Origin of the sequence: Methylobacterium sp. J-078, from assembly GCF_022829285.1 — a bacterium.
Lineage (GTDB): Bacteria > Pseudomonadota > Alphaproteobacteria > Rhizobiales > Beijerinckiaceae > Methylobacterium.
Genome location: NZ_JAKSYI010000112.1, coordinates 59,796 through 85,693, shown reverse-complemented (window position 1 = coordinate 85,693; position 25,898 = coordinate 59,796). Strand labels below are relative to the sequence as shown.

Here is a 25,898-nt window from a genome sequence, read left to right as displayed (position 1 = left end):
GGGAGCCGGCCCCTCGACAGATCGGCGCCCAGCCTTACATCGGAACCATGACGCTGCTCCCGACCGCCCGCCTTCTCCTCCTCGCGACCCTGCCCGTGCTCGCGGCCGCATCCGCATCGGCCCAGACCGCCGTGAAGCTGGAGGGCCGTTGCGAGAAGCTCGTGATCGCCGGCAAGGACGTGACCGCCTCCTGCAAGAACACGCTGATGAACACGGTCTCGCGCAACCGCACGAGCTTCGACTTCGCGGCCGAGGGCCGCGCCCTCAGCTTCAGCGGCAACGGCGCCCAGCAGGAGCGCACGGAGGAGACCGACCCGCTCCAGCCGATCAACCTCGTGATTCCGAGCGAGACCACGAAGGACGGCGTCGTCCAGGGGCCCCTGGTCGCCGTCGGCGCCTGCGCCTTCAGCACGCCGGAGCCGGGCAAGACCGCGATCACCTGCGAGGCGAACGCCGCCAAGGGGACCTATCAGGGCACCTTCGTGACCGATGCCAAAACGCCGGCCAAGGCGCCGGACGGCGAGGCCGGTGGGACGGCACCGGCCCGCTAGGGCCGTCTCGCATCGACGGCGTCTGCCGCCCGGAGGGCAGAACGCGCGGGAGATCGAGGCGATTGGGTGTGGACGTCCGCTCTGGTCCGAGCGCGCGGAGTTCCCATCTCTTGACGCAGGACGGGACGGACGGACAGACCGGACCCTCCCACGGATCCAAACGAAGGCCTCGAGGACGTTATGCTGAACGATGCGCCGGTGCCGGGCGGGACCATCAAGGACGTGACCACGGCGAGCTTCCGCCAGGACGTCATCGCCGAATCGATGCAGCAGCCCGTGCTCGTCGATTTCTGGGCGCCCTGGTGCGGCCCATGCAAGCAGCTCGCCCCCGTGCTGGAGAAGGTGGTCGCGGGCTCCGCCGGCCAGGTGAAGCTCGTCAAGATGAACATCGACGAGCATCCCTCCATCGCCGGCCAGCTCGGCATCCAGTCGATCCCCGCCGTGATCGCCTTCGACAAGGGCCAGCCGGTGGACGGGTTCATGGGCGCGGTGCCCGAGGCTCAGATCAAGGAATTCATCGCGCGCCTCGCCGGCCCCGCCGGCCCGACGCCGATCGAGGCGGCGATGTCCGAGGCCGAGGCGCTCCTCGGGACCGGCGACGTCGCGCAGGCCGCGCAGCTCTACGCCGCCGTTCTGTCCGAGGAGCCCGAGAACGTCGACGCGATCGCGGCGCTCGCCAAGATCCAGCTCGACCTCGGGGACATCGAGAACGCCAAGCAGCTCGTCGCCATGGCCCCCGCCGACAAGGCCTCCCATGCGGGTCTCGCCAGCGTGCGCGCGGCGATCGAGCTCGCGGAGCAGGCGGCGGCGCTCGGCGACCTCGGCGTCTTCCAGACCCGGATCGACGCCGACCCGAACGACTTCCAGGCCCGCTTCGATCTCGCGCTCGGCCTCAACGGCCGCAACATGCGCGACGAGGCGGTGGACCAGCTGATCGAGATCGAGCGCCGGGACCGGACCTGGAACGAGGGCGCGGCGCGCAAGCAGCTCCTGACCTTCTTCGAGGCCTGGGGCCTGATGGACAAGGCCTCGATCCGCGGGCGGCGACGCCTGTCGACCCTGGTCTTTGCGTGAGGCCGCGAACGAACCGCAGGGGAACACGATGAGCACGCATGCGGGCTACAAGGGACCGGCCGACTGCCCCGGAGTGATTCCGGTGTTCCCCCTGCCCGGTGCGCTGCTCCTGCCGCGTGGACAGATGCCGTTGAACATCTTCGAGCCGCGCTACCTCGCCATGATCGACGATGCCCTGCGGAGCGACCGGATCATCGGCATGATCCAGCCGGACGTGGAGGCGGGCTCGTCGCCGATGACACCGAAGCTGTTCCGCGTCGGCTGCGCCGGGCGCATCACCCAGTTCGCCGAGACCGGCGACGGGCGCTACCTCATCTCGCTCACCGGCATCGCGCGGTTCCGGGTGGAGAGCGAACTCGCCACCACCACCCGCTACCGCCGCTGCCAGGTTTCCTACGACGACTTCGCCACCGATTTCGAGGCGCGGGCGGGCGAGGAGGCGGTGGACCGGGAGGGCGTGCTGAAGGCCCTGCGCGACTTCGTCGAGGTCAACGATCTCAAGGTCGACTGGGCGGGCATCGAGGAGGCGCCCAACGAGGCCCTGGTGAACGCGCTGTGCATGATGAGCCCCTTCGGCGCCCGCGAGAAGCAGGCCATGCTGGAGGCGCCGGATCTCAAGACGCGGGCCGAGGTCTTGATCGCGGTGACCGAAATGGAGTTGGTGCGCGGGTCGGGCTCCGAGCCGACGCTGCAGTAGTTTTTCGCTTTCAGAGGACACCGCCATGGCCGATGACACCCCGAGCCCCGTCGAGGCCACCCGCGTCGACCCCAAGCTCCTCGAACTCCTCGTCTGTCCGCTGACGAAGGACACCCTCGAATACGACGCCGCCCGGCAGGAACTGGTGAGCCGCTCCGCCCGACTCGCCTACCCGATCCGCGACGGCATTCCGATCATGCTGCCGGAAGAGGCGCGGGCGCTGACCGACTGATCGGCGCCGCCGGCATGACCGATCGCCCGACCATCGCCATCGTCGCCACCGGCGGCACCATCGCGATGAAGAACGATCCCGTCACGGGGGCTCCGGTCCCCGCCCTGACGGGGGCCGACCTCGCCGCCGCGGTCCCGCGTCTGCCCGACCTCGCGCGGATCGAAGTGGTCGAATTCGCCAACGTGCCGAGCGCCTATATGGGCCCGGACCTCTGGCCCGCCCTGAGCCGCACGGTGGCGGACCTGCTGGAGCGCCCGGACATCGCCGGCGCCATCGTCCTCCACGGCACCGACACCCTCGACCAGACCGCCTACTTCCTCGACCTGACGCTCGCGAGCGACAAGGCGGTGGTGATGGTGGGCGCGCAGCGCAACGCCTCCGAGGCGGATGCCGACGGCGCGCGCAACCTCCTCAACGCGGTCCGCCAGATCCTGGCGCCGGGGGCGCGGGACATGGGCGTCACGGTGACGCTCAACCACAACATCAATGCCGCCCGCGAGGTGCGGAAGTCCCACACCAACAACGTCGAGACCTTTAATTCCGGCGAGGCCGGTTTCCTCGGCCATATCGACGAGGACCGGGTGGTCTTCGCCCGCAAGTCCCTGCGCCGCCAGACCCTGCCGCTGCCCGACCGCCTCGCCCGGGTGGAAATCGTCGCGATGACGGCCGGCGGCGACGGCGGCCAGCTCCGCCACGCGGTGGCGCGCGGGGCCGAGGGCGTGGTGATCGCCGCCTACGGCTTCGGCAACGTCAACGAGGCCCTGTACGATGCGGTCGTGGAGGCGGTCGCGGCCGGCGTCACGATCGTGGTGGCGAGCCAGGTTCCGCATGGTCGGGCGCTGCCGGTCTACGGCTTCAAGGGCGGCGGCAGCACGCTGCGCGCGGCCGGCGCGGTCTTCGCCGATGACCTCACGCCGGACAAGGCGCGGGTCCTGGCGTTGCTCGCTCTGCCGGTGACCCGCGACCGCCAAGCATTGCAGGCGTATTACGACCGTTAACGCCAAGCTCCCGTCTGGTCATGGCCTGTTCAGGCACCCTCGGCAATAAGTCTCATCATCGAATCGGGGTTCCTGTCACAATCCTGCCGCTTCGGCGGGTATGATCAGCGCACTCTCACGTGATCGTCTGCTTGAACAGCCGTTGCGCCGCCCTGCGGTCGCGGCCCGGACGGACGCTGTTTTGCCGAAGGATGATGCATGTCCAAAGTTGCGGTGGTTCTGGCGCTCGGAGCCGGCCTGTCCTCGCCCGCCATGATCCCAGCCGCCGCCCGTGACGGCGGAAACTTCAACGGGGCCTGGTCGGTGGAACTCGTCACCGAGAGTGGCATGGTCTGCGACAGCCGCTACACCTACGCGGTCTCGGTGCAGGAAGGGCAGGTGCGCCTCGCCTCGGCCTCCGGCAGCGCGACCCTGAGCGGCCGCGTCGGCCCCGACGGCACGGTGGGCCTCAACGTCTCGAACGGCACCGCGTCCGGCGCGGTCTCGGGCCGCCTCCAGGCTCAGAGCGGCGGCGGCACCTGGAAGGTCTCGTCCCTGTGCTCGGGCCGCTGGACGGCCCGGCGCCAGACGACGCGGACCGCCCAGGCGGAGTAAAGCCTCAGGCGGCGGCGAGCCACTTGCGCGCTTCGTCGATATGCGCGCGGTCGAAGGTCTTGATCTGGGCGGGCGAGACCTTGCCGAAGGTGTCGGCGATCATCCGCAGCCAGGAGGCGTCGGTCACCAGGGCGACGTGGCTGACCCCCTTCATCATGGCGAGGCCGAAGCGGGGGTCCTTGAAGAAGGCGGCCGGCTCCATGCCCTTGAAGTCGCGCACGTCCTCCAGGAGCTTGATCTTGCCGCCCTTGTCGAGGTCGGCCTGCATGGCGGTGATGACGGTGTTCATGTCCGCATCGGTGATCTGGCCGTCGACGACGATCTCGGCGACGCTCGAATCCGGCTTCTTGGTGTAGGTCAGCACGTAGGGCACTCCTCAAGGAATCGAACGCTACCCAAGCGAACGTCGGGCCAGCGTTATAGGAAACTCTGCGGGTCCACGTCGATGGCGACCTTCACGTTGCCGCGAATCTTCGGTCCCCGCGCCAGCCAGTCGCGCAGGTAGGTCTGCAGGTCGACGGCGCGCTCGGTCTTCACCAGCAGCCGGAAGCGGTAGCGGCCCCGGATCAGCGCAAGCGGCGCTTCCGCCGGACCCAGCACCATCACGCCGTCGGGCGGCTCGGCGGCCCGCGCCAGGGCCTGCCCGTGGGCCTCGGCGACCTCGCGCTCGTTCGCCGAGACGATGAGGGCGGCCAGGCGCCCGAACGGGGGCAGGCCGGCGGCCTCGCGGGCGCCGATCTCCTCCTCGTAGAAGCGCTCGGACTCCCCCGACAGGAGCGCGGCGATCACAGGGTGGTCCGGCTGGTAGGTCTGGAGCAGGGCACGTCCCGGCTTCTCGCCGCGCCCGGCCCGGCCGGTCACCTGTTGCAGGAGCTGGAAGGTGCGCTCGGCCGCGCGGGGATCACCGGAGGTCAGGCCGATATCGGCGTCGAGCACGCCCACCAGGGTCAGGTGCGGGAAATTGTGGCCCTTGGCCACGAGCTGCGTGCCGATGACGATGTCGCAGCCGCCCTCCGCCACGGTCTGGAGTTCGGCCCGCAGGCGCTCGGCCCCGCCGGGAAAGTCGCTCGACAGCACGATGACGCGCTTGTCCGGGAAGAGCTCGGCCACCTCCTCGGCGATGCGCTCCACGCCCGGTCCGCAGGGGGTGAGGTTGTCGAAGGTGCCGCATTCTGAGCAGGAATCCGGGCGCCGTTCCGCGTAGCCGCACTGGTGGCAGACGAGCGCCCGGCGGAAGCGGTGCTCCACCAGCCAGGTCGAGCAGTTACGGCACTGGTAGCGGTGGCCGCAGGCCCGGCACAGGGTGAGGGGCGCATAGCCCCGCCGGTTGAGGAAGAGCAGGGCCTGGTCGCCGGATTCCACGGTCTCGCGCACCGCCGCGACCAGCGCCTGGGCGATGAAGCGCCCGCGCTCGGGCTTGTCGGCGCGCATGTCGATGGCAGCGATGTCCGGCAGGCGCCGGCCGCCGAAGCGCTCCGGCAGGGCGATGCGGCGGTAGCGCCCGCGTTCGGCATTGACCCGGGTCTCGATGGAGGGCGTGGCCGAGGCCAGCACCACCGGGCAGTTCTCGATCCGCCCGCGCACCACCGCCATGTCGCGGGCGTGGTAATGCACCCCGTCCTCCTGCTTGTAGGCGGCCTCGTGCTCCTCGTCGACGACGATGAGGCCGAGATCCGCGAAGGGCAGGAACAGGGCCGAGCGCGCGCCCACCACCACGGCGATCTCGCCCGCCGTGACCCCGGCGCGGACGCGCTCGCGGCGCTTGCCCCCGACGCCCGAGTGCCAGGTCGCCGGGCGCACGCCGAAGCGCTCCGCGAAGCGATCGAGGAACTGGGCCGTGAGCGCGATCTCCGGCATCAGGATCAGCGCCTGGTGCCCGCGCCGGACGCAATCGGCCACGGCCTCGAAATACACCTCCGTCTTGCCGGAGCCGGTGACGCCTTCGAGGAGGATCGTGGGGGCCTTGTGCTCCGCACCGGGGGGCGGGACCTTCGTGAGGGGAGTCTGGCCGTCGGCCGGCAGGGGATCGCCGATGGCGTCGGTCGGCGGCGGCGCCTCGGGGCCGGGGTTCATCAGCGCGACGAGTTCCCGCACCGCCGCCTCCTGCGCCTCCGACAGGGGCACGCGGGCGTGGTCCGGGTCCGGCGGCAGGGCGACAGGCTCGGGGGCCAGGGCCACCGCCTCGAGGGCGCCGTCGTCGATGAGCCCGTCGACGACGCTCAAGGAAACGCCCGCTTCCTTGGCGAGCGCGCTCTTGCCCCGCATCGCCCCGTCGGCCGCCGCCGCCAGCACCTTGGTCCGGGCCGCGGTCGGCCGCGCGGGGGCCTTGCCGGAAATGCGCACCCCGACCCGCACCGTCTCGGTGAGCGCCGCCTCGTCGGGCAGGCGCAGGGCCATGGCGAGCGCCGAGCCCTTCGGCGCCAGGGTGTAGCGGGCGAGCCAGTCCACGAGTTCGCGGAGCGCATCCGGCAGGGCCGGCACGTCGATCCGGCCGGTGACGGCACGCAGGTTCGAGCCGCCGGGGCTCTGGCGCACGCCCCAAACCACCCCCACCGTCTCGCGCGGACCGAGGGGAATCTGCACGACCTCGCCGACCGAGAGGTCGAGTCCGGCCGGCACGGCGTAGCTGTAGGCGCTGTCCAGCGCCAGCGGGATCAGGATTTCGGCGATGCAGGGCATCGGATGGGGCTTTGACGGAACATAACCGGAATATAGGTGCAACCGGGCGTCAACGCGATGGCGCGGGCGGATTGCCTCCGGGCCGCCTTGGCTCCTAAGCAGCGCAACCCCGCTTCGACCTGGATCCGATGACCCATCCTGCCGAGCCCCCAGCGATCGATCCGCCGCGCCTCGCCTTGCGCGGCATCGGCCTGCGCTTCGGCGCGGTGCGGGCACTCGCCGACGTCTCGCTCCAGGTCGGGCCCGGCGAGATCCTCGCCCTTCTCGGCGATTCCGGTTGCGGCAAGAGTACGCTCCTGCGGGCCATCGCCGGGCTGGAGCAGCCCGAGACCGGCACGATCCATCTCGACGGCACCCTGGTCAGCGAGGACGGCCGGGGTGTCGCGCCCGAGGCGCGGGGCGTCGGGTTGATGTTCCAGGACTACGCCCTGTTCCCCCATCTCACGGTGGCGGAGAACGTCCGCTTCGGCCTCCATGGCAAAAGCCTTCAGGGCAAATCCGCCGCCGAGGCCCGTGCCCTGGCGCATGCGCGCCTGGAGCAGGTCGGCCTTGCCGACCGGGCGAAGAGCTATCCCGGCACCCTCTCGGGCGGCGAGAGCCAGCGCGTGGCCCTGGCCCGTGCCCTGGCCCCGGGGCCGCGCGTCCTCCTCCTCGACGAGCCGTTCTCGAACCTCGACCGGCGCACCCGCGACCGGGTCCGCGACGACACCCTCGCGGTCCTGCGCGCCAGCGGCGCCACAACGCTTCTCGTCACCCACGATCCCGAGGAGGCCCTGGGCTTCGCCGACCGCATCGCCCTGATGCGGCGGGGGCGCATCGTGCAGGTGGGCACCGGGCCCGACCTGTACCACCGCCCCGCGACGCCCTTCGTCGCTCACTTCTTCGGCGAGTGCGTCGAGATCGAAGCGACCTGCCGCGACGGCGCCGTGGCGACGCCGTTCGGCCCCGTCCCGGCTCCGGGACGGGCCGAGGGCGCCGCGCTCACCCTCTGCCTGCGCCCGGAGGCGATCCGCTTCGATGCGCCGGACGCGCCCCTCCGGGCCGTGGTGCGCGCGCGCCGCTTCCTCGGAGCGAGCGCCCTCCTGACCCTGGCGGCGGAGGGGTTTCCCGCGCCCCTGCGCTTGTCCGTTCCCGCGGACGATCCGCGCCGGGAGGGCGAGACCGTCGGACTGAGCCTCGACCGGACGCGGTGCTTTATTTTTGCAAGCGAGACGGATTAAAAGACAGATACTCTATGAAGTCGTGGTGCGGGCACGACTTTAGTTTTGAATTGTTTTAAGTCCAAAACATCGGGCTTGTGTTTTTCTCGCCGATGCTTCTGAACACCCGCCACGTTCTGACGGAAGGGTGTGGGCCATGGCGGGTGGGATCAAGGCAATCGGGTTCGCGGGCTTCGCATTGGCGAGCCTGATCGGGGCGGCCTCGGCAGCCGAGGTCAACCTCTACACCACCCGCGAGCCCGGCCTCATCCGACCCCTGCTCGACGCCTTCACGGCCAAGAGCGGCGTCACCGTCAACACGGTGTTCGTCGAGAAGGGCCTCGCCGAGCGCGTGGCGGCCGAGGGCGCCCGGGCGAAAGCCGACGTGCTGATGACCGTCGACGTCGGCAACCTCATCGAGCTCGTCGACCGCGACCTCGCCCAGCCGGTGCACTCCGGCGTGCTGGAGGCTGCGGTGCCCGCGACCCTGCGCGATGCCGAGGGCCGCTGGTTCGCCCTCTCCATGCGGGCCCGCGTGCTCTACGCCGACAAGGACCTCGCCGACCTCAAGGCCATCACCTACGAGGGGCTGGCCGACCCGAAATGGAAGGGCGGCCTCTGCCTGCGCTCGGGCCAGCACCCCTACAACACGGCGCTCATCGCCCACCACCTCGTCAAGCACGGGGCTGAGAAGACCGAGGCCTGGCTGCGCGCCCTCAAGGCCAACCTCGCCCGCAAGCCCGCCGGCGGCGACCGTGATGTCGCCCGCGACATCCTCGCCGACACCTGCGAGATCGGCCTCGGCAATTCCTACTATGTCGGCCTGATGCGCTCCGGCCGCGGCGGCCCCGACCAGCAGAAGTGGGGCGAGGGAATCAAGGTGGTGATGCCGACCTTCGCGGGCGGCGGCACCCACGTGAACATCTCCGGCGCGGTGGTGGCCAAGAACGCCCCCAACCGCGACGAGGCGGTCAAGCTCCTCGAATACCTCGTCTCCGACGAGGCCCAGGGGCTCTACGCCAAGGCGGATTACGAGTACCCGGTGAAGGCCGGCGCGCCGATCGACCCGCTGCTCACGGCGCTGGGCCCCCTGACCATCGATGCCGTGCCGCTTGCGGAGATCGCCCGCAACCGCAAGGCGGCGAGCCTCCTCCTCGACAAGGTGGGATTCGACAACTGAGTGCTGCCCACGCCCCGGTCATCGGAAAACGCCCTTGAGCCCAGCCATGACCGGGGCCGTCCCCGCCCTCTCGCCCATCGGCCGCCCCCGCGGCCTCGCCTGGAGCGCCGCCGCCCTGGTGCTGTGTGCCCTGGTGCTGAGCCCCGTCGTCGCGCTCATGGTCGCGGCGGGGGACGGGACGGGCGACGCGCTGTGGCCGCATCTCGTCGCCCACGTGCTGCCGCAGGCCCTGCGCGACACCGCCCTGCTGCTGGCGGGGGTCGGTGTGCTGGTGGTGGTGCTCGGGGCGGGCTCCGCCTGGCTCGTGGCGGCCTACGATTTTCCCGGCCGGCGCCTGCTGGAAGCCGGGCTGCTGCTGCCGATGGCGGTGCCGACCTACATCGTCGCCTTCGCGTATCTCGACCTGATGCACCCGATCGGCCCGGTGCAGACGACCCTGCGCGACCTCCTGGGGCTGACCCGGCCGCGCGATCTCGTGCTGCCCGAGATCCGCTCGCTGCCCGGCTGCATCCTGCTCCTCGGCTTCGTGCTCTACCCCTACGTCTACCTGCCGACCCGGGCGCTGTTCCTGATGCAGGCCGCCAACCTCATCGAGGCGGCGCGGATGCTCGGGCGCCGGCCCTCGGCCACCTTCCTGCGCGTCGCCCTGCCGATGGCGCGCCCGGCCATCGCCCTGGGGGCGAGCCTCGCCCTGATGGAGGCCCTGAACGACATCGGCGCTGCGGAGTTCCTCGGGGTCCGCACCCTGACGGTCCAGGTCTACGCCACCTGGGTCAACCGCTCGGACCTCGCGGGTGCTGCCCAGATCGCCCTCGTCATGCTGGTGGCCGTCGCCGCCCTGGTGGCCCTGGAGCGCTGGGCTCGGGCCGGGCGCGGGTTCTCGGGGAGCGCTCAGCGCCCGCGCCGCCTCGCCCGCCAACGCCTGACGGGTCTGCGTGCCGGTGCCGCCCTGGCCCTCGGCCTCGTCCCCGTGGCCGTCGGCTTCGCGATTCCCGCGAGCTACCTCGTGCAATCCGCGCTGCGGCGAGTGCTGCGCAGCGGCCTGCCGGAGACGATCCTCTCCGAGATCGGCCATACCCTGCTCTATGCCGGTGCGGCGACCGTGATCGCCGCCGCCATCGGTTTCGTGGTGGCGGCCGGTCCGCACCTCGTCCCGCGCCGCTGGGGTGAGACGCTGATCCGGGTGGCGAGCCTCGGCTACGCGCTCCCCGGCGCGATCCTCGCCATCGGCCTCCTCGGGCCCCTGGCGCTCGCCGACACGGCCCTCTCGGCGGGCACGACGCAGCTCTTCGGCGTCGCTCCGGCCCTGATCGGCCTCGGCACCGGGGGCGCCCTCGTCACCGCCTACCTCGTGCGCTTCCTCGCCGTCAGCATCGGCACCTGCGAGGCCGGTCTCGGCCGGGTGCCCCGCAGCCTGCCCGATGCCGGGCGGATGCTCGGGCGCGGCCCCGGCGCCACCCTGCGGCGGGTCCAGCTTCCCCTGGCCTGGCCGGCCGTGCTCAGCGGCGCGCTCCTCGTCTTCGTCGACTGCGTCAAGGAACTCCCCGCGACCCTGCTGCTGCGCCCCCTCAACGTCGAGACCTTGGCGACCCACCTCTACGGCGAGGCCGCGCGCGGCACCTACGAGGACGGGACCGTGGCGGCCCTCCTCATCGTCGCCGTCGGGCTGGTGCCGGTGGTGATCCTTCTCCGGCTCGGAACCCCGCGCCGAGAACCTCCCGGGATCATGCGGATCAACGCTTGACGCCGCCGCATCTGTCGCCCTAGAAGGTCCTCGGTCCGGGTGCGTAGCTCAGCGGGAGAGCATTCGCTTCACACGCGAAGGGTCACAGGTTCGATCCCTGTCGCGCCCACCATTCCTCTCGAAGTCACCCCGCCGCTTCGACGCTTCATGCCATAAATCGTGAGACCGGTATCGGGCTGCCGGCCGTCGGCAGGCCGCCGAGACATGGGCACGGCCGGGGCCCGCCGACATCGCGGGCTCGGCGTCTCCGCTGGGCCGTCGCGGGTTCAGACCCCGCCGACGGCGCGTTCCCGGATCAGCGCAGGTTGGCCGAGCGCGTCGTGTCCTTCCCGCGCGTCCCCCCGTCGAACACGCTCCGGCAGCCGGCGCTGAGGCTTGCGCGGTTGACCTTCATGCAGGAGACGATCGCGGTTCGGTCGGGGATCGCGCTCAGGCACAGGCGCATGACGTCGCCCCGGCAGAGGGCCGCCTGCTCGTCCTCATTCGCGCGTGCCGCTCCGGCGGTGAGGGCCGGCAGGGCGAAGCACGCCGCGAGAGCAATACGGCCGATCATGTCCATCTCCACGTCCCGAACCCGGGTTGGGTCGGCGAGGGTGCCGACCAGCTGGGGTTGGGAATGCGAACCGCGAAGGTAAGTTCCGCGCGCGGGGGAGGGCCATTCCGGGCCGCGCGCCGCCGGCACGCGGCGCGACCGATGGTAAACGCCACATCAAAGCAATAGCCCGCATTGCAGGCAGTATGCCCGATCCAGATTCATGAAGTCATCCGTAGGATCTGTGACGTAGGCGAAGGCAGTAAGATTTTCGAAAGCATTCACGCACCTTGTGGAGGGATCGATGGAATCCAGCAGGGCACGCGTGACCACGGCCGTTTCCAAACTTCCCGTGACCGTCGACGGCGCGGCCTCGCTGCGCACCGTGCTGAGCGAGGCGGGGCGGGCTCCAGGCGTGCTCTGGACCATGCTGCGCAGCATGGTCGATGCCTGGCCCGACGAGGTCTACACCCGGACCCTGGTCGAGACCCGGTTGCTCGGGCAGCGCACCGCCTTCGTGGTCGACCCGGTCCTGATCCGCACACTGCTGGTCGACGAGGCCGGCGCCCTGGAGCGCGAGGCCTTCGTCACCCGGGCCCTGGCCCCGGCCCTCGGCTGCGGGCTCCTCACCGCCGACGGCGGGTCGTGGCGGGCGCAGCGCCGGACCGCCGCGCCGATCTTCCGCCCCGAGCGCGTGCGCGACTTCGTTCCCGCCATGGCCGCGGCCGCGCAGGCGACCCGGGCGCGCTGGCTGGCACGCCCGACCGGCGCGGGCGCGTTCGACCTGTCCACCGAGATGATGCGCACCGCCCTCGACATCATCCTGGCTACGATGACCTCGGGGGAGGGGGGCCTCGACGAGACGCGGTTCGGCGCGGCCATGGAGGATTACCTCGGTCAGACCAACTGGAAGATGGCCTACGTCATGTTCGGCGCCCCCGCCTGGCTGCCCCATCCGGGTTCCCGCCGGGGCGCGGCGGCGGCGCGCGAACTGCGTGCTGCGGCCGCTGCGCTGATCGCGGCGCGCCGGGCCCGGGGCGGGGGCGGCAGCGACCTCCTCGGCCTCCTGCTGAACGCCCGCGATCCCGTCACCGAGGCGCCGATGGCCGAGGCCCTCCTCGTCGACAACCTCCTCACCTTCGTGGCGGCCGGCCACGAGACGGTGGCCCTCGCGCTCACCTGGCTGTTCCGGCTGCTCGCCGACCATCCGGCCGTGGAGCGCCGCATCCTCGACGAGATCGCCCGCGTCGGCACCGACTTCGCGGCCGATCCGGGCCGCCTCGACGCCCTGGTCTACACGCGTCAGGTGGTGATGGAGGGCATGCGCCTCTATCCGCCCGCGCCACTGATCGTGCGCCGGACGACCCGCGACATCCGCCTCGGCGACGCACTGATTCCGGCGGGCCGGTCGGTCCACGTGCCGATCTACGCCCTGCACCGGCACCGCCTCCTCTGGGACCGGCCGGACGCGTTCGATCCGGACCGCTTCGCCCCGTCCCTCCACGCGGTGCGGGACCGCTACGCCTACCTGCCGTTCGGCGCCGGCCCCCGCGTCTGCATCGGCATGGGCCTCGCGCTCCAGGAATGCCTCGTCATCCTGGCGACCCTGCTTCCGGCGTTCCGGCTGTCCCCGGCGCGGCCGACGATGCCCGAAGCCCGTTTCCGCGTCACCCTGAGGCCCCATGGCGGAATGCCGATGGTGCCGATCCTGCGGGCCGGGTGAGATGCGCATCCCCCGATTTCCGCTGCCTTGGCGCCGGATGAACGCGCCGGACCCGATGCCCCAACGGGACGGGGCCGCCTTCTCGACGGAGGAGCGCGACCGCCTCGAGACGCAGGCCGAACTGCTCAACGAGACCCTGCAACTGGCCAACTACTCGGCCGTGACGCACCTCGTCGTGGTCTTTGCCCTGGCCTACATGTTCTGGGACACCGCCTCGCACCTCTATCTCGGGGGGCTGATGGCGGCGATCTCGCTCATCATCGCCGCGACCCTCGGCACGACCTGGTACTACCGGAACACCTTCCGCAGCGAGGTGACGGAGACCGCCGTCCGGCGCGGCTCCTGGATCTCCAAGGCGCTCGCCCTGGCCCTGGGCCTGACCTGGGCCACGATGCCGGCGATCCTGATCCCGCCCGCCGACGGCGGCCACCGCATGGTGGCGGTGGCGGTGACGGCGGGCCTCATCTCCGATGCCTACGTGGTGGGGCCGTTCTTCTCGGTGGCCTTCCTGCTCGCGGCTCCGATCGTCGTCGGCGGGTTCATCGGCCTGGCCGGCTGCGACGCGCCCTTCGGCGCCTACGTGTCGGTGCTGCTGGTGATCTACGCGCTCTTCATCTGGTTCAGCGTGCGGCGCATGTCGCTGCTCTCCTACCAGCGCATCTGGCAGCGCGTGGTGATGCAGCACCAGGGCGAAACCATAGGCCTGCTGCTCAACGACTTCGAGGAGGGCGCCAGCGATTGGCTCTGGGAGACCGACCCGGACGGACGCCTGCGCCAGGTCCCGGCACGCATGGCCGCCACCCTGTCGCGGGACCCGGGCAGCCTGCAGGGCGAACCCCTGCTCTCCATCCTGGTCGACACGGGCCAGCCGGACCACGCGGCGGCGCTGCGCACCGCCATGGCGATGCGCGAGCCGTTCCACGAGCAGGCCGTTCGCGTGTCCGGCGCGCACGGGACGCGCTGGTGGAACCTCAACGGTAAGCCGGCCTTCGACCGCTACGGCGGCTTCCTCGGCTACCGGGGGGTGGGCTCCGACATCACGGTCAGCCGCGAGGCCCAGGCCCGGATCGCGTTTCTGGCCGGGCACGACACGCTCACCAGCCTGCCGAACCGGGCCGCCTTCCAGGATGCGATCCAGGGCGTCTATCAGGGCGGCGACGGCCCGCAGACCCCGACGGCCCTGCTCTGCCTCGACCTCGACGGCTTCAAGGCCGTCAACGACAGCCGGGGACACGCAGCCGGGGACCTCCTGCTGGCGCGTGTCGCCCAGCGCCTCATGCGCCTGACGGACGGGCGGGCGCGCAGCTTCCGCCTCGGCGGCGACGAGTTCGCCATCCTGTATCCGGGCGTGGGTCCGGAGGCGGCCGAGCATCTGGCTCGCCAAGTGATCGCCGAGATTCGCCGGCCCTACCAGATCGGCGTGTCCCATCTCGAGGTCGGCGTCAGCATCGGCATCGCCCACGCGCCGCGGGACGCCCAGGATCCGGCGGCCTTGCTCGGCCGCGCCGATCTCGCGCTCTACAGCGCCAAGGCCGCCGGAAAGGGCTGCTGGTGCAGCTTCGACGTCTCCCTGGAGGATCGCGGGTTCCGCCAGCGCCAGCTCGACGCCGACATGCGCCTGGCGCTGAGGTCCGGCGAGATCGCCCTGCATTACCAGCCCCTGGTCGACCTGAGGAGCGAGCGCGTCGTCGGCCTCGAAGCCCTTCTGCGCTGGAACAAGCCCGGGGAAGGCTGGATCTCGCCGGCCGAGATCATCGCCATCGCGGAATCCACCGGCTTCATCATCGACATCGGACGCTGGGCCCTGCGCCGGGCCTGCACCGATGCCCGCTCTTGGCCGGGCCTGCGCGTCGCGGTGAACATCTCGTCGATCCATGTGCGCCGCCTCGATTTCCACGACGAGGTCGCGGCGATCCTGGCGGAAACCGGCCTGGCTCCCGAAGGCCTGGAGATCGAGATCACCGAATCCGTACTGCTCGACCGCGAGAACGAGGTTCTCACCAACCTGAAGCGGCTGCGCGCCCTCGGCGTGCGGATCGCCCTCGACGATTTCGGCACCGGGTATTCGAGCTTGAGCTACCTGACGGACTTTCCGTTCGACAAGGTCAAGGTCGACCGCTCCTTCGTGCGCGACCTGCAGGCGCGCCCCGAGAAGATCGCGGTGATCGAGGCGATCGTCACCATGGCCCGCGCCCTCGCGATGGACGTGACGGTGGAGGGCGTCGAGACGCGCCAGCAGGAGGCGGTCCTGCGCCACAAGCAGTGCGGCACGGCCCAGGGCTTCCTCTACAGTCCCGCCCGTCCCGCGGCCGAGATCCGCGAGCTCGTGCGCCGCCTCGACACCCGGAAGGCCTCGGTGGCCTGACGCGGGCCCGCGGGTGCCGCGCCTGGACCGGATGTGCGATGATCGGGCCCGAGCCGGGCATCGAGCCGTGACCACGCATCTGCGCCTTCCCTTCACCCCACCCTACGACTGGGCCGGGCTCCACGCCTACCTGGCGGCCCGCGCCATTCCGGGCGTGGAACTGACCCGTCCCGGCCTCTATGCCCGGAGCGTGGCGCATGGCGGCCTGCACGGAACCCTGCGGGTGATGCCGGCGCAGGACGACGCCCTTGTGGCGACGCTGGACCTGCCCGTGGCGATGCCGGATCTCGCCGCGCGCCTCGGCCGTCTCTTCGACCTCGACGCCGATCCCCTCGCCATAGGGCGCGCCCTCGGGCGCGATCCGTTCCTGGCTGCCCGCATCCGGGAGCGCCCCGGCCTCCGGGTGCCGGGCGCCTGGGACGGCTTCGAACTCGCGGTGCGGGCGATCCTCGGCCAGCAGGTCTCGGTCGCCGCCGCGACCCGCCTGGCCGGGACCCTGGTCTCGGCCTTCGGCACTCCGCTCGTCCGGCCCGGCACCGAACCCGGCCTCACGCACGTCTTTCCCGCCGCCGAGGCCCTGGTCGAGGCCGACATCGCCCGCGTCCTCAACATGCCCCGCGCCCGCGGGGCCGCCATCCAGGCCCTCGCGGCCGCCAGCCTCGCCGAGCCGGATCTCATGGCGCCGGGGCAGGGCATCGCGGCGGCGAGCGCGCGCCTCAAGGCCATTCGGGGCATCGGCGACTGGACGGCCCAGTACATCGCCATGCGGGCCCTGCGCGCGCCGGATGCCCTGCCCACCGGCGATATCGGGCTGCTGCGCGCCCTCGCGGACGCCGCCGGGCGTCCCACTGCGCGGGCGCTGGAGGCGCGCTCGCAGGCGTGGCGTCCGTGGCGGGCCTACGCCGTCCTCCATCTCTGGGCCCATGACGCCGCGCGGGGTGCGGGCAGCCCGGAACGAGGGGCGCCGCCGGAATTCCGGCCGCGGTCGCTTCCAGAGCAAGAAGCGGGATGCGCGGCCCCGGCGGTGGGCGCCAAGGTGGAATCATGAACCGGAGCACCGGAACAGGAGAATCCGCCATGCAGCCTGTCGCGATCGAGATGCATTCGAACGCCATCGCTCCCGGTCCGGACCGGGAGGATGCGGAGCGATGGGCGGCCCTGGCCGCGCGCGATCCGGCCTGGGACGGCCGCTTCGTCTACGCGGTTCGGACCACGGGGGTGTATTGCCGCCCCAGCTGCGCGGCCCGGTCGCCGAAGCCGGAGAATGTCAGCTTCCACGCCGGCTGCGCGGAGGCCGAGGCTGCGGGCTTCCGCCCGTGCCGGCGCTGCCGCCCCGACGAGCCGTCGCGGGCCGAGCGGCAGGCCGAGGCCGTCGCCCGTGCCTGCCGCCGGATCGACGGGGCCGAGACCATGCCGGCCCTCGACACACTCGCGCGGGCCGCCGGGATGAGCCCGTTCCATTTCCATCGCGTGTTCCGCGCGGTCACCGGGATCACGCCGAAGGCCTACGGAGACGCGCGCCGGGCCGAACGCCTCGCGGCCGCCCTCGGCGCTGCGGGCAGCGTCACGGAGGCCGTCTACGCGGCTGGATACAATGCGCCGAGCCGGTTCTACGCCACGGCGCCGCAGCGCCTCGGCATGTCACCCGACGCTTATCGCCGGGGCGGCGCCGGCACCCGCATCCGCTTCGCGGTCGGGGCCTCCGCCCTCGGGGCGATCCTGGTCGCCGCCACCGATGCGGGCGTCTGCGCGATCCTCCTCGGCGACGATCCGGATGCGCTGGCGCGCGATCTGCAGGACCGCTTTCCCCGGGCCACGTTCACGGCCGGCGACGCGGACTTCGCGCGCTGGATGGCGGAAATCGTCGGCTTCGTCGAAGCGCCGGGGCGGGGGCTCGACTTGCCCCTCGATATCGGCGGGACGGCGTTCCAGCAGCGGGTATGGACGGCGCTCCGGGCGATTCCGGTCGGCACGACGGCGACCTATGCGGAGGTGGCCCGGGCCATCGGCGAGCCCGCCGCCGTGCGCGCCGTGGCTCTCGCCTGCGGGGCCAACCGTCTGGCGGTGGCGATCCCCTGCCATCGGGTGGTGCGCTCGGACGGTGCGCTCTCCGACTATCGCTGGGGCGTCGCGCGCAAGCGCGCCCTCCTCGACCGCGAGAAGGGCGCGCCGACGGAAGGCTGACCCTCAGGAGCCGCCCGGATCGGTCTCCCCGTCCGGTTGCCCACCACCCTTCGGGCCCTCGCCGGGCTTGCCGTCGGTCTTCTCGTTGGGGTCCTTGACCGCATCCGGCGCGGTGTTGGCGGGCTTGTCCTTCGGTTCCTTGTCGTCGGGGCTCGTCATGGGGTCACTCCTTGGGCGAACGGGGGCGGTCGGACTGGCCGTCGGACGAGCCGCCGGTGGGGGCGGGATTGCGCCCCTTCGGCGCCCCGTCCCACGCGGCGTTGCGCGCCGCATCGGTCTGTCCGCCGGAGCCCTGCTGGGTGATCGCGGCCTGCTCGGCCGATTGCTGGCCGCCGGCGGCCGCGGGGCCTCCCGGCTTGCCAACGTCGGAATCGGGCTTGCGCGTGCCGACGATGGGGATGTGGTCGTTCGGCATCGCTATTCCCCCGCAGCCTGGCCGTTGGGCGCGGTGGCGCGGTCGATTGCCTCGCGGGCGTCGCCGGAGGTTTCCGCTTCCGCCTTCCGGGCCGCTTGGCCGATCTCGCGGACCTTGTCCGGTCCGGGCGTCTCGGTGCCAGTGGCTTCGGGCGGGGATGTCTCGCGCGGCGTATCCGTCATGATGTCCTCCTGATCTTGGAGGCTCAACCGTCCGCGCGTGCCGAGGTTGCCTTCAGGCTGCCTCCGCCCGCCCGACCCGCGCATGGGCGGCGCGAAGCGCTTCGCGATCCGCCGGCAGCGACAGGGCCGCCTCGGCCCGCAGAAGCGCGAGATCGGCCTGGACACGGGCGGCGGCCTGGAACTCCGCGCCGCCCAGATCGTGCATGGCGGCGAGCGCCTTCTGGACGCGCAAGCCCACCAGCAGGGTCGGGGCGCCGTCCCGGGCGATGGGGCCGAACGCATCCTCGAACAGTTCGGCGGCGCTGATGCCGGGCACCCGCAGGCGCGGATGGATCCGGGCCTCGGGGGCGGCCGCGCGACGCTCGTCCCAGAGGGCGAGCACCCGGACCAGGGTGCCGATGACGTCGATCGCCGTGCCGGGATCGTTGATGCTTGTGGAGAGCGCCCGCTGCGCCACCTCCGTGAGGACGATGATCCCGAAACGCGGGTCGTCGTCGAAGGCGCGCCGGTTGCCAATGACGAAGGCCTCGGCAATCCGGCTGCGCAGGGCCTCGTCGGCCGCCCCGTCAATCTCCACCAGGAGCCGGCCGGGATGGACGAAGGCGCCCGGTAGCACGGCCAGATGCAGGGTCACGCCGTGTCGTTCGGCCAGGGCGTCGAGGCCTTTGGCATCCACGTGCTGGAGATAGCCCGTCGCCCGGGCGGTGAGCCGGATCGCGCCGGGCGGAGCCGGCTGCCAGGGCAGGCCACCGAGATAGGGCGCCTCGGCGCGCCGTCGCACGGCGTCGCTGGCGGCGGCCTCGATGGCGTCGATCGTCTCACCGACCCGCCCGAGATGGGACAGGGTGTCGATCCAGCGGACCAGGGTCGCCACCACGCTGATGAGTACGAGGAGCGTGATGCCGAACAGGATGACCCGGCCCTGGCTTCCGTAGAAATGCGTCTTCAGGGCGATCAGCCCGACGACGCTGTAGACGAAGGCGCCGATGAAACTCGCCACCGCCGTCTGTGCGCGGGTGTCCTGCATCAGCAAGGTCACCGCGCGGGGCGTCACGGTGCTGGTGGCGCCGCCATAGGCCTGCACGATGGTGGAGAGCGAGAAGGTCGCAACCGGCAGCATGCTGGTTGCGAGCACCGACAGGATCTGGTCGACGGCGTCGGACCCGATCGAGGCGCCGAGTTCCAGGGGGATCATCGGCGCGAACACTGCCGAGGCCAGGGCGGCGACTACCCCGCCGACGCTGAAGGCCGCGACCCGGATGAACGGGCGGCGACCCCAGCGGCGCAGGCTGTAGAAGGCGGTGGACACGATGGCGGCTTCCGGGCGGGGGCTCGAAAGCCTGGGTTTTCGCGAAGGCCTCCGGGGCGTGGCCCGAAGATCTTCGAATTCAGAGGCCTTCGAACAGCGCCGACGAGATGTAGCGCTCGGCGAAGGAGCAGGCGACGGTGACGATGCGCTTCCCCTGGAAGTCGGGCCGGGCGGCGAGCTTCAGGGCGGCGGCGACGTTGCCGCCGGTGGAGATGCCGCCCGGGATGCCCTCGAGGCGCGCGAGCAGGCGCGCCGTGTCGAAGGCTTCCTGGTTCGAGACGGTGATGACCTCGTCGATGATCGACTTGTCGAGGTTGTCCGGGATGAAGCCGGCGCCGATGCCCTGGATCTTGTGCGGGCCGGGCTGGCCGCCGGAGATCACCGGGGAATCCGTGGGCTCGACCGCCACGATCTTCAGGCCGGGCAGGCGCGGCTTCAGCACCGTGCCGACGCCCGTGATGGTGCCGCCGGTGCCCACGCCCGCCACGAAGGCGTCGAGGTGGCCCTGCGTGTCGTTCCAGATCTCCTCGGCCGTCGTCTTGCGGTGGATCTCGGGGTTGGCCGGATTCGAGAATTGCTGGGGCATGATCGCGCCCGGGATCTCGTTGAGGAGTTCCTCGGCCTTCGCGATCGCGCCCTTCATGCCCTGCGGGCCGGGGGTCAATGCGAGCTCGGCGCCCAGGAAGGCCAGCATCTTGCGGCGCTCCAGGGACATGGTCTCGGGCATCACCAGGATGAGGCGGTAGCCCCGCGCGGCCGCCACGAAGGCGAGGGCGATGCCGGTGTTGCCGGAGGTGGGCTCCACCAGGGTGCCGCCGGGCTTCAGCTTGCCGGAGGCCTCCAGGGCGTCGATCATGTTGACGCCGATGCGGTCCTTCACGCTCGCGATCGGGTTGAAGAACTCGAGCTTGAGCAGGATCTCGGCCTCGACGCCGCGCTCCTTGGTGATGCGGTTGAGGCGCACCAGGGGGGTGTTGCCGATCGTCTCGGTGATCGAGCCGAAGATGTGGCCGTGGCCGGGCGTGCGGGTCGAAGCGGGGCTCTGAGTCTCGGCCATCGGGATCTCCTCGTCGGCGTGAGCGTTTCGCGCGGGCGCCGGCTCGCTGCGGAGCCGGGTTTCGCGTGGCGAATGCAGGGCCGGGAGATATCGCGTCGGTACTGTCGAGGCAATCGACAAAGTCCCGCCGTCAAAGGCAAATCTTCTCTGTCTGCGAGGGATTTTTTGCTGCGGAGAATGTCCCTATCGCAGATCAGGACAAGCAGAGAAATTTGTTCTTGAGTTCCCCCGGTGTGCCCATCATGCGGTGAGCAGCGCCGCGCAGAGCACGATCATGGTGGCGACCACGGGGCTGGCGGCGGCGATCATCATGGCGGCCGCGTGCAGGCTCGGCGGGCAAGTGTAGCGCGTCGCCTCACGGACGCCGCGCCGCAGGCCGTTGCTGCCGGTGGTCCATTCCAGCCTCGTGCCCATCGCGCTCCCCACGCCTGCCGGGACGGCAGATCATGGGGCCAGAGGGCGCCGAGGGGCTTGAACAGGTCGTAAACCGGCCGGTCCCGGCGCGGATCGTCGTCAACGAAGGCTTAAAGCCGTCGCACGCAACGCCTCAGAGCGCACGCTCGAAGCGCAACTCGCCCTTCTGGCTCTTGATCACCAGCTGCGAGCCGACGAGGTCCCACTGGGCGGCGGTGCGCAGGGCGATGAAGAAATCCTGCTCGGAGGCGCCGAGGCCCTTGTCGCAAGGCTTCTTCGTGAGGGCGAGGGGGCCCACGGCGAGGTGCTGCTCGCGCAACGGGAAGGCGGTGGCCGCGAAGGTGTTGCAGCCGCCGTAACCGCGGGCGCGGTACTGCTTGTCGACCATGAAGCTTGGACGGTCGTTGCCGCCGAACGGCTTGCCGTTCAGGCTGACGGCGGTCCAGGTCGCGTCGAGGGGGAAGATCTTTTCCTGGGCCTTGGCGGCCGGAACGTACTGCTTCTTCTCGGGCTTCTCGCGGGCGTCGCGGCCGAAACCCGTGACGTTGCCGCCCATCTGCGCGTTCGCTGCCGTGCTCATCGCTCCGGCCGCGATGGCGCCGGCCACCACGGCGATCTGGATCGCTCTCATCGTCTGGCTCCCCTCCTCAGGTCCGGTCCGTGCAAACCTCAGCGTCGCGCCGCGTCGAGCGCCGCGATCGTGGTCTCCCCGATCCGAAGGGCCGCCGGCGCTCACGCGCGCGAAACTCATCCTCGGGGTGTCCGTTGCGCCCCTTCGGATAAGATTCCAGCACAAATATGGTCAAGACGCCGTGAGGCCGGATTTACGCCGTGCGGTGGCCGATCCCCCGCAAAGCGCGTTCCGAGGCGGGTTTTTGTGAACGATCGCCTTCGCCTGCCGTTGTCCGCCCGTATCGACGGAACGGTTGCGAGGAGAATCAGGGTGGCGGGATCGGACGAGGCAGCCGCGAGCGGCCTGCAGCCGGATGGCCTGGGGCCGAACACCATCAGCCCGGCGCAGTCGCGGGCGGCGCGGGCCCTGCTGAACTGGTCCGAGGCGGATCTCGCCGGCCGGCTCGGCCTCGGCGAGGCCTTCGTGCGGGATTTCGAATCCGGCGGCAGCGTGCCGGGCTCGGGCCAGATCGAGGTTCTGCGCAGCACGCTGATGGCAAACGGCGTCGTCTTCAGCGACGCCGGCGGCGAATCCGGCGTGCGCCTCAGCCGCCAGGGCCAGGGCGAGGGCACCCGGCTCGGCGACCTCAACACCGAGAACGACCGCTAAGCACGGACCCCGCTCGGGACGGACTTGGCAAGCGCCCTAAGGTCGTGGGCGGGGTCCGCCGCCGCCTCGAGCGTCAAGCCGAGACCGGCATCGAGGATGCGCCGGGCCGCCATGTGATCGGCGGGGCGGTCCACCGTCTCGACGCCGCTCAAGGCTCCGTCGCGAAAGCGGAACACGGTGAGCCCGGTCTCTGACGGGCGCACGACGCTGGCATCGTCCGGGCGTGTCAGGCCGGCGATCTGGAGCTTGTGCGGGCCCTGGTCGCTCCAGAACCACGGGACCGCCGCGTAGGCGGCCGGGCGCCCGGTCAGCCGCGCGGCGAGGCAGCGGCCCTGGTCGACGGCGTTCTGCACCGACTCGATGCGGACGGGCTCCCCTTGCGCGAACCGGTTCGGCACGCGCGCGCAGTCGCCGATGGCCGAGATGGCCGGGTCGGAGGTGGTGAGGAACGCGTCCGTATGAATGCCGTCGCCGACCGTCAGGCCGGCCGCCTCGGCCAGTTCCTGGTTCGCCACCACGCCGATGCCGACGAGGACGAGGTCGGCGGCGACCCGCGTTCCGTCCGCGAGCCGGACCGCAGCGACCCCGCCGTCCGCGCCCTCAAGACCCGCCACGCCCGCGCCGAACAGGAAACGCGTGCCCGCCCGCTCGTGCGCGGCGGTGAAGAAGTCGGCGGTCCGTGCCGAGACGGCCCGGGCCATCGGCCGGCAGGCGGCCTCGATCACCGTCACGGCGGGGCCGCGCCCGGCGCAGATCCCGGCGAATTCGAGCCCGATGAACCCGGCCCCCACGATGGCGACGGACCGGGCTGCGGCGAGGTCGGCCTTGATGGCATCCGCATCGGCGAGCGAGCGCAACTGGTGCACGCCGGCAAGATCGGCCCCCGGTACCGGCAGGACCCGGTTGCGGGCGCCCGTGGCCAGCACGAGGTGGTCGTAGGCGAGGTCGCCGCCGTCGCTCAGCGCCACGCGCCGCGCCGCGCGGTCGATCCCGGTCGCGGCGACTTCCGCCCGATGGGCGATGCGGTGCTCGGCGAAGTAGGAGGCCGGGCGCAGGGACAGGCCGGCCGCATCGGTCTTGCCCGCCAGATAGGCCTTCGACAGGGGCGGGCGCTGATAGGGCAAGCCCTCGTCGCCCACCAGGGTGAGAGATCCGACATGGCCCGCCTCGCGCAGGGACGCTGCGGCCTGGAAGCCGGCCTGGCCGGCCCCCACGATGACGATGCCGGCGTCGCTCATGCCTCGAACTCCGCCGTCACGGGGGACGGGTTCGGCGAGAGCCGCATCTGCGGCAGCCAGCGTCCGCCATCCTTGGAGACGTAGTCCCAGAACGCGGCCGCGGCCGGCCCGAGCACCTTGTCGGCGCGCCGGACGGCGTACCAGTCGCGCCGGATCGGCAGGCCCTGGACGTCGAGGACGATGAGGCGACCGCTCTCGAGTTCCGCCGCCACCGTGTGGGCCGAGATGAGCGCGATGCCGAGGCCGGCCATGACCGCCTGCTTGATGGTCTCGTTCGAGCCGGAATCGATCCCGAGCCGCGCCCGCTTGATCATGATCCCGGCCATGAACTCCTCGAACACCGTCCGGGTGCCGGAGCCCTCCTCGCGCACCAGGAAGGATTCCTGGGCGAGGTCCGCTCGGCTCAGTCCGGTCCGGCCGGCGTACGGGTGGCTCGGGGCCGCGATGATGACGATCGGGTGAGGACCGAAGATTTCCGCCTCGATGGCGAAGTCGCGGGGCGGCCGGCCCATGATGGCGAAGTCGATCTCGTAGTTGCGCAGCGCCTCGACCATGTTGCCGCGGTTTCCCACCGTGAGGTTGATCTCCACCGCGGGGTGCAGCCCGACGAAGCCGGCGATCACGCCGGGCGCGAAGTACTTCGCCGTCGAGACCACGCCCATCGCCACGCGCCCCCCGCTGCCGCCCTTCAGGGTTTCGAGCCGATCGGCGCAGGTTTCCAGCACCGTGTTGATGCTGTTGATCGCCCAGAGCATCTCGCGGCCCGCATCCGTGGGCTTCAGGCCCGTGGGGGTGCGGTCGAACAGCATCAGGCCCGCCTCCTCCTCCAACTGGCGGATGCGCGCGTAGAGGGCGGCCGAGGTCACGTTGAGCTCCTGCGCGGCCCGCGTCATGGTGCCGAGACGGGCGACCGCGGCGACGGCCTGGAGCTGTTTGAGAGACAGGTTGCGCATGATCCGGTTCTAGTTTTTTTGGAATGGCTCGCAAGTTTTTTCAGAATTCTTTCGGTGATACGGTGTGGGCGATCGGGCCTCGGAGAGGCCGGCGGCCCTGGTGTCGAAGGGCGCTCCCGTGCCAAGGGGCTCACGCGTGATCGGCTTCCCCTGCCGTGGGGAGGCACGGCGGGTCGGCAGGTCGTGGTCGGGATCGCCCGGCCTGGAATGGAAGAAGGACGGACGTTCATGTCGACGGTGTCTCTGGAATTCGGGTCCACCCTCGCGGATTGCCTCGCGCGGACGGTCGCCGCCGATGCGCGGCTCGCCGACGCCGCGGCCGTGATCGCGGCCTGCGCGGAGGCCGCCGTCGACGTCAGCGAGGTGATCGGCCGGGGCATGCTCGGGGGCGCCGACCTCGCCGCCACGGGCGGGAACAACAGCGACGGCGACGTCCAGAAGGCCCTCGACGTGCTGGCCCACGAGCGCTTCACGCAGGCCCTGCGCGGTGCGCCCGTGGCGGTCGTCGCCTCCGAGGAAGCCGAGGGCATGATGCAGCTCAACGCGAGCGCGCCGCTGGCGGTGGCGATCGACCCGCTGGACGGCTCCTCCAACATCGGCGTCAACATGGCGGTGGGGTCGATCTTCGGCATCCGCCCGGTGGTGGCCGGCGAGGCGGATTCGATCGCCTCCTTCACCACGCCGGGCTCCGAGCAGATCGCCGCCGGCTTCGTCACCTACGGCCCGGCGACCTCCCTCGTGGTCACCCTCGGCCACGGCACGCAGATCTACACCCTGGACCGGGAGACGCGGACCTTCCGCCTCACGCATCCGCGCCTGGAGGTGGTGGCCTCGGCCAAGGAATACGCGATCAACGCCTCGAACGCCCGCAACTGGGACGGCCCGGTCAAGGCCTATATCGAGGATTGCCTGCGCGGCTCGGAGGGCCCGCTGGACAAGGACTTCAACATGCGCTGGCTCGGCTCCCTGGTGGCGGATGCCCAGCGGGTGCTCCTGCGCGGGGGCGTGTTCCTCTATCCCGGCGACAACCGGAAGGGCTACGCGCAGGGGCGCCTGCGCCTCCTCTACGAGGCCGCCCCCATCGCCATGCTGATGGAGCAGGCGGGTGCGGCCGCCATCGACGGCGAGCGCCGCATCCTCGACATCGGCGCCACCGGCATCCACGAGCGCGTGCCGCTGATCTTCGGGTCCCTCGACGAAGTCGCCTGCGTCGCCAAGTATTACGACGGCCGCAACGCCGCCGCCGGCCGCTCGCCCCTGTTCGGGCAGCGCGGCCTGATGCGCAGCTAGTTCGCT

27 protein-coding genes and 1 tRNA gene are annotated in these 25,898 nt (G+C 71.3%); 16 read left to right on the top strand and 12 right to left on the bottom strand.

Going from position 1 to position 25,898, the window contains the following annotated elements:
* Window positions 1-47: 47 nt before the first annotated feature.
* From MKK58_RS18900 to MKK58_RS18875, 6 genes are all read left to right on the top strand, one after another.
* On the top strand, window positions 48-551 hold the full coding sequence (locus MKK58_RS18900; RefSeq protein ID WP_243913760.1) for a hypothetical protein: 504 nt from the start codon (window positions 48-50) through the stop codon (window positions 549-551).
* Window positions 552-731: 180 nt separating this feature from the next.
* Window positions 732-1,625 (top strand): thioredoxin, encoded by an 894-nt coding sequence (trxA, locus tag MKK58_RS18895; RefSeq protein WP_243913759.1) that lies wholly within the window; start codon window positions 732-734, stop codon window positions 1,623-1,625.
* Between the two features lie 28 nt (window positions 1,626-1,653).
* Window positions 1,654-2,322 carry an LON peptidase substrate-binding domain-containing protein gene (locus MKK58_RS18890; protein ID WP_238280216.1) on the top strand — a complete coding sequence of 223 codons (669 nt, stop codon included), beginning with the start codon at window positions 1,654-1,656 and terminating at the stop codon, window positions 2,320-2,322.
* Between the two features lie 25 nt (window positions 2,323-2,347).
* A complete protein-coding gene (locus MKK58_RS18885; RefSeq protein WP_238280215.1) occupies window positions 2,348-2,554 on the top strand; it encodes a Trm112 family protein in 207 nt (68 codons plus the stop codon).
* 14 nt (window positions 2,555-2,568) lie between these two features.
* Window positions 2,569-3,552, top strand: coding sequence for an asparaginase (locus MKK58_RS18880; RefSeq protein ID WP_243913758.1), 984 nt, complete (start codon window positions 2,569-2,571; stop codon window positions 3,550-3,552).
* Between the two features lie 198 nt (window positions 3,553-3,750).
* Window positions 3,751-4,146: a hypothetical protein gene (locus tag MKK58_RS18875; RefSeq protein ID WP_243913757.1), complete on the top strand. Its 396-nt coding sequence runs from the start codon at window positions 3,751-3,753 to the stop codon at window positions 4,144-4,146.
* A gap of 4 nt (window positions 4,147-4,150) precedes the next feature.
* Here MKK58_RS18875 and MKK58_RS18870 read toward each other — a convergent pair whose 3' ends face one another.
* Both MKK58_RS18870 and MKK58_RS18865 read right to left on the bottom strand, forming a co-directional pair.
* On the bottom strand, window positions 4,151-4,510 hold the full coding sequence (locus tag MKK58_RS18870; RefSeq protein WP_243913755.1) for an STAS/SEC14 domain-containing protein: 360 nt from the start codon (window positions 4,508-4,510) through the stop codon (window positions 4,151-4,153).
* A gap of 53 nt (window positions 4,511-4,563) precedes the next feature.
* The gene (locus MKK58_RS18865) at window positions 4,564-6,825 is read right to left on the bottom strand and encodes a primosomal protein N' (protein WP_243913753.1); all 2,262 of its coding nucleotides are present in this window, start codon (window positions 6,823-6,825) and stop codon (window positions 4,564-4,566) included.
* A 128-nt stretch (window positions 6,826-6,953) separates the two neighbouring features.
* Here MKK58_RS18865 and MKK58_RS18860 point away from each other — a divergent pair, with 128 nt between their 5' ends.
* From MKK58_RS18860 to MKK58_RS18845, 4 genes are all read left to right on the top strand, one after another.
* Window positions 6,954-8,045, top strand: a complete 1,092-nt coding sequence (locus MKK58_RS18860) for an ABC transporter ATP-binding protein (RefSeq protein ID WP_243913751.1) — start codon at window positions 6,954-6,956, stop codon at window positions 8,043-8,045.
* Window positions 8,046-8,181: 136 nt separating this feature from the next.
* Entirely contained in the window at window positions 8,182-9,204 is a 1,023-nt protein-coding gene (locus MKK58_RS18855) for an extracellular solute-binding protein (protein ID WP_243913749.1), read from the top strand.
* A gap of 46 nt (window positions 9,205-9,250) precedes the next feature.
* Window positions 9,251-10,948, top strand: coding sequence for an iron ABC transporter permease (locus MKK58_RS18850; RefSeq protein ID WP_279578464.1), 1,698 nt, complete (start codon window positions 9,251-9,253; stop codon window positions 10,946-10,948).
* Window positions 10,949-10,985: 37 nt separating this feature from the next.
* Window positions 10,986-11,060 (top strand) — tRNA-Val (locus MKK58_RS18845).
* A gap of 183 nt (window positions 11,061-11,243) precedes the next feature.
* Here the strand turns inward: MKK58_RS18845 and MKK58_RS18840 are convergent.
* On the bottom strand, window positions 11,244-11,501 hold the full coding sequence (locus MKK58_RS18840) for a hypothetical protein (protein ID WP_243913748.1): 258 nt from the start codon (window positions 11,499-11,501) through the stop codon (window positions 11,244-11,246).
* 283 nt (window positions 11,502-11,784) lie between these two features.
* Here MKK58_RS18840 and MKK58_RS18835 point away from each other — a divergent pair, with 283 nt between their 5' ends.
* From MKK58_RS18835 to ada, 4 genes are all read left to right on the top strand, one after another.
* Window positions 11,785-13,203: a cytochrome P450 gene (locus MKK58_RS18835; RefSeq protein WP_243913747.1), complete on the top strand. Its 1,419-nt coding sequence runs from the start codon at window positions 11,785-11,787 to the stop codon at window positions 13,201-13,203.
* Between the two features lie 55 nt (window positions 13,204-13,258).
* Window positions 13,259-15,568 carry a putative bifunctional diguanylate cyclase/phosphodiesterase gene (locus MKK58_RS18830; protein WP_243913746.1) on the top strand — a complete coding sequence of 770 codons (2,310 nt, stop codon included), beginning with the start codon at window positions 13,259-13,261 and terminating at the stop codon, window positions 15,566-15,568.
* Between the two features lie 67 nt (window positions 15,569-15,635).
* Complete coding sequence (locus tag MKK58_RS18825) at window positions 15,636-16,616, top strand: DNA-3-methyladenine glycosylase family protein (protein WP_243913745.1); 981 nt, start codon at window positions 15,636-15,638, stop codon at window positions 16,614-16,616.
* Window positions 16,617-16,645: 29 nt separating this feature from the next.
* Window positions 16,646-17,752: a bifunctional DNA-binding transcriptional regulator/O6-methylguanine-DNA methyltransferase Ada gene (gene ada, locus MKK58_RS18820; protein ID WP_243913744.1), complete on the top strand. Its 1,107-nt coding sequence runs from the start codon at window positions 16,646-16,648 to the stop codon at window positions 17,750-17,752.
* Between the two features lie 3 nt (window positions 17,753-17,755).
* Here ada and MKK58_RS18815 read toward each other — a convergent pair whose 3' ends face one another.
* The 7 genes from MKK58_RS18815 to MKK58_RS18785 all read right to left on the bottom strand — a co-directional run bounded on the left by MKK58_RS18815 (window position 17,756) and on the right by MKK58_RS18785 (window position 21,760).
* On the bottom strand, window positions 17,756-17,911 hold the full coding sequence (locus MKK58_RS18815; RefSeq protein ID WP_243913742.1) for a hypothetical protein: 156 nt from the start codon (window positions 17,909-17,911) through the stop codon (window positions 17,756-17,758).
* A gap of 4 nt (window positions 17,912-17,915) precedes the next feature.
* Window positions 17,916-18,167, bottom strand: coding sequence for a hypothetical protein (locus MKK58_RS18810; RefSeq protein ID WP_243913740.1), 252 nt, complete (start codon window positions 18,165-18,167; stop codon window positions 17,916-17,918).
* Between the two features lie 2 nt (window positions 18,168-18,169).
* Window positions 18,170-18,349, bottom strand: coding sequence for a hypothetical protein (locus MKK58_RS18805; protein WP_243913738.1), 180 nt, complete (start codon window positions 18,347-18,349; stop codon window positions 18,170-18,172).
* Window positions 18,350-18,401: 52 nt separating this feature from the next.
* On the bottom strand, window positions 18,402-19,658 hold the full coding sequence (locus tag MKK58_RS18800) for a DUF2254 domain-containing protein (protein WP_243913736.1): 1,257 nt from the start codon (window positions 19,656-19,658) through the stop codon (window positions 18,402-18,404).
* A gap of 79 nt (window positions 19,659-19,737) precedes the next feature.
* Window positions 19,738-20,715: a cysteine synthase A gene (gene cysK, locus MKK58_RS18795; protein WP_243913734.1), complete on the bottom strand. Its 978-nt coding sequence runs from the start codon at window positions 20,713-20,715 to the stop codon at window positions 19,738-19,740.
* A 240-nt stretch (window positions 20,716-20,955) separates the two neighbouring features.
* Window positions 20,956-21,129 carry a hypothetical protein gene (locus MKK58_RS18790; RefSeq protein WP_238280198.1) on the bottom strand — a complete coding sequence of 58 codons (174 nt, stop codon included), beginning with the start codon at window positions 21,127-21,129 and terminating at the stop codon, window positions 20,956-20,958.
* 133 nt (window positions 21,130-21,262) lie between these two features.
* A complete protein-coding gene (locus MKK58_RS18785) occupies window positions 21,263-21,760 on the bottom strand; it encodes an META domain-containing protein (RefSeq protein ID WP_243913733.1) in 498 nt (165 codons plus the stop codon).
* A gap of 312 nt (window positions 21,761-22,072) precedes the next feature.
* On the opposite strand from MKK58_RS18785, the gene MKK58_RS18780 reads away from it, so the two are divergent.
* Complete coding sequence (locus MKK58_RS18780; RefSeq protein ID WP_243913732.1) at window positions 22,073-22,411, top strand: multiprotein-bridging factor 1 family protein; 339 nt, start codon at window positions 22,073-22,075, stop codon at window positions 22,409-22,411.
* Here MKK58_RS18780 and MKK58_RS18775 read toward each other — a convergent pair.
* Entirely contained in the window at window positions 22,408-23,649 is a 1,242-nt protein-coding gene (locus tag MKK58_RS18775) for an NAD(P)/FAD-dependent oxidoreductase (protein WP_243913731.1), read from the bottom strand. The genes MKK58_RS18780 and MKK58_RS18775 overlap by 4 nt on opposite strands.
* Window positions 23,646-24,602, bottom strand: coding sequence for a LysR family transcriptional regulator (locus tag MKK58_RS18770; RefSeq protein ID WP_243913730.1), 957 nt, complete (start codon window positions 24,600-24,602; stop codon window positions 23,646-23,648). Before MKK58_RS18770 ends, MKK58_RS18775 begins: the two co-directional genes overlap by 4 nt.
* 228 nt (window positions 24,603-24,830) lie before the next feature.
* On the opposite strand from MKK58_RS18770, the gene MKK58_RS18765 reads away from it, so the two are divergent.
* Window positions 24,831-25,892 carry a class 1 fructose-bisphosphatase gene (locus MKK58_RS18765; protein WP_243913729.1) on the top strand — a complete coding sequence of 354 codons (1,062 nt, stop codon included), beginning with the start codon at window positions 24,831-24,833 and terminating at the stop codon, window positions 25,890-25,892.
* The last annotated feature ends 6 nt before the right edge of the window (window positions 25,893-25,898 follow it).

Coding starts and splice junctions, on each gene's coding strand:
- MKK58_RS18900 (WP_243913760.1), top strand. CDS start 48: ATGACGCTGCTCCCGACCGCCCGCCTTCTCCTCCTCGCGACCCTGCCC.
- trxA (WP_243913759.1), top strand. CDS start 732: ATGCTGAACGATGCGCCGGTGCCGGGCGGGACCATCAAGGACGTGACC.
- MKK58_RS18890 (WP_238280216.1), top strand. CDS start 1,654: ATGAGCACGCATGCGGGCTACAAGGGACCGGCCGACTGCCCCGGAGTG.
- MKK58_RS18885 (WP_238280215.1), top strand. CDS start 2,348: ATGGCCGATGACACCCCGAGCCCCGTCGAGGCCACCCGCGTCGACCCC.
- MKK58_RS18880 (WP_243913758.1), top strand. CDS start 2,569: ATGACCGATCGCCCGACCATCGCCATCGTCGCCACCGGCGGCACCATC.
- MKK58_RS18875 (WP_243913757.1), top strand. CDS start 3,751: ATGTCCAAAGTTGCGGTGGTTCTGGCGCTCGGAGCCGGCCTGTCCTCG.
- MKK58_RS18865 (WP_243913753.1), bottom strand. CDS start 6,825: ATGCCCTGCATCGCCGAAATCCTGATCCCGCTGGCGCTGGACAGCGCC.
- MKK58_RS18860 (WP_243913751.1), top strand. CDS start 6,954: ATGACCCATCCTGCCGAGCCCCCAGCGATCGATCCGCCGCGCCTCGCC.
- MKK58_RS18855 (WP_243913749.1), top strand. CDS start 8,182: ATGGCGGGTGGGATCAAGGCAATCGGGTTCGCGGGCTTCGCATTGGCG.
- MKK58_RS18850 (WP_279578464.1), top strand. CDS start 9,251: ATGACCGGGGCCGTCCCCGCCCTCTCGCCCATCGGCCGCCCCCGCGGC.
- MKK58_RS18840 (WP_243913748.1), bottom strand. CDS start 11,501: ATGATCGGCCGTATTGCTCTCGCGGCGTGCTTCGCCCTGCCGGCCCTC.
- MKK58_RS18835 (WP_243913747.1), top strand. CDS start 11,785: ATGGAATCCAGCAGGGCACGCGTGACCACGGCCGTTTCCAAACTTCCC.
- MKK58_RS18830 (WP_243913746.1), top strand. CDS start 13,259: ATGCCCCAACGGGACGGGGCCGCCTTCTCGACGGAGGAGCGCGACCGC.
- ada (WP_243913744.1), top strand. CDS start 16,646: ATGCAGCCTGTCGCGATCGAGATGCATTCGAACGCCATCGCTCCCGGT.
- MKK58_RS18815 (WP_243913742.1), bottom strand. CDS start 17,911: ATGACGAGCCCCGACGACAAGGAACCGAAGGACAAGCCCGCCAACACC.
- MKK58_RS18810 (WP_243913740.1), bottom strand. CDS start 18,167: ATGCCGAACGACCACATCCCCATCGTCGGCACGCGCAAGCCCGATTCC.
- MKK58_RS18805 (WP_243913738.1), bottom strand. CDS start 18,349: ATGACGGATACGCCGCGCGAGACATCCCCGCCCGAAGCCACTGGCACC.
- cysK (WP_243913734.1), bottom strand. CDS start 20,715: ATGGCCGAGACTCAGAGCCCCGCTTCGACCCGCACGCCCGGCCACGGC.
- MKK58_RS18790 (WP_238280198.1), bottom strand. CDS start 21,129: ATGGGCACGAGGCTGGAATGGACCACCGGCAGCAACGGCCTGCGGCGC.
- MKK58_RS18785 (WP_243913733.1), bottom strand. CDS start 21,760: ATGAGAGCGATCCAGATCGCCGTGGTGGCCGGCGCCATCGCGGCCGGA.
- MKK58_RS18775 (WP_243913731.1), bottom strand. CDS start 23,649: ATGAGCGACGCCGGCATCGTCATCGTGGGGGCCGGCCAGGCCGGCTTC.
- MKK58_RS18770 (WP_243913730.1), bottom strand. CDS start 24,602: ATGCGCAACCTGTCTCTCAAACAGCTCCAGGCCGTCGCCGCGGTCGCC.
- MKK58_RS18765 (WP_243913729.1), top strand. CDS start 24,831: ATGTCGACGGTGTCTCTGGAATTCGGGTCCACCCTCGCGGATTGCCTC.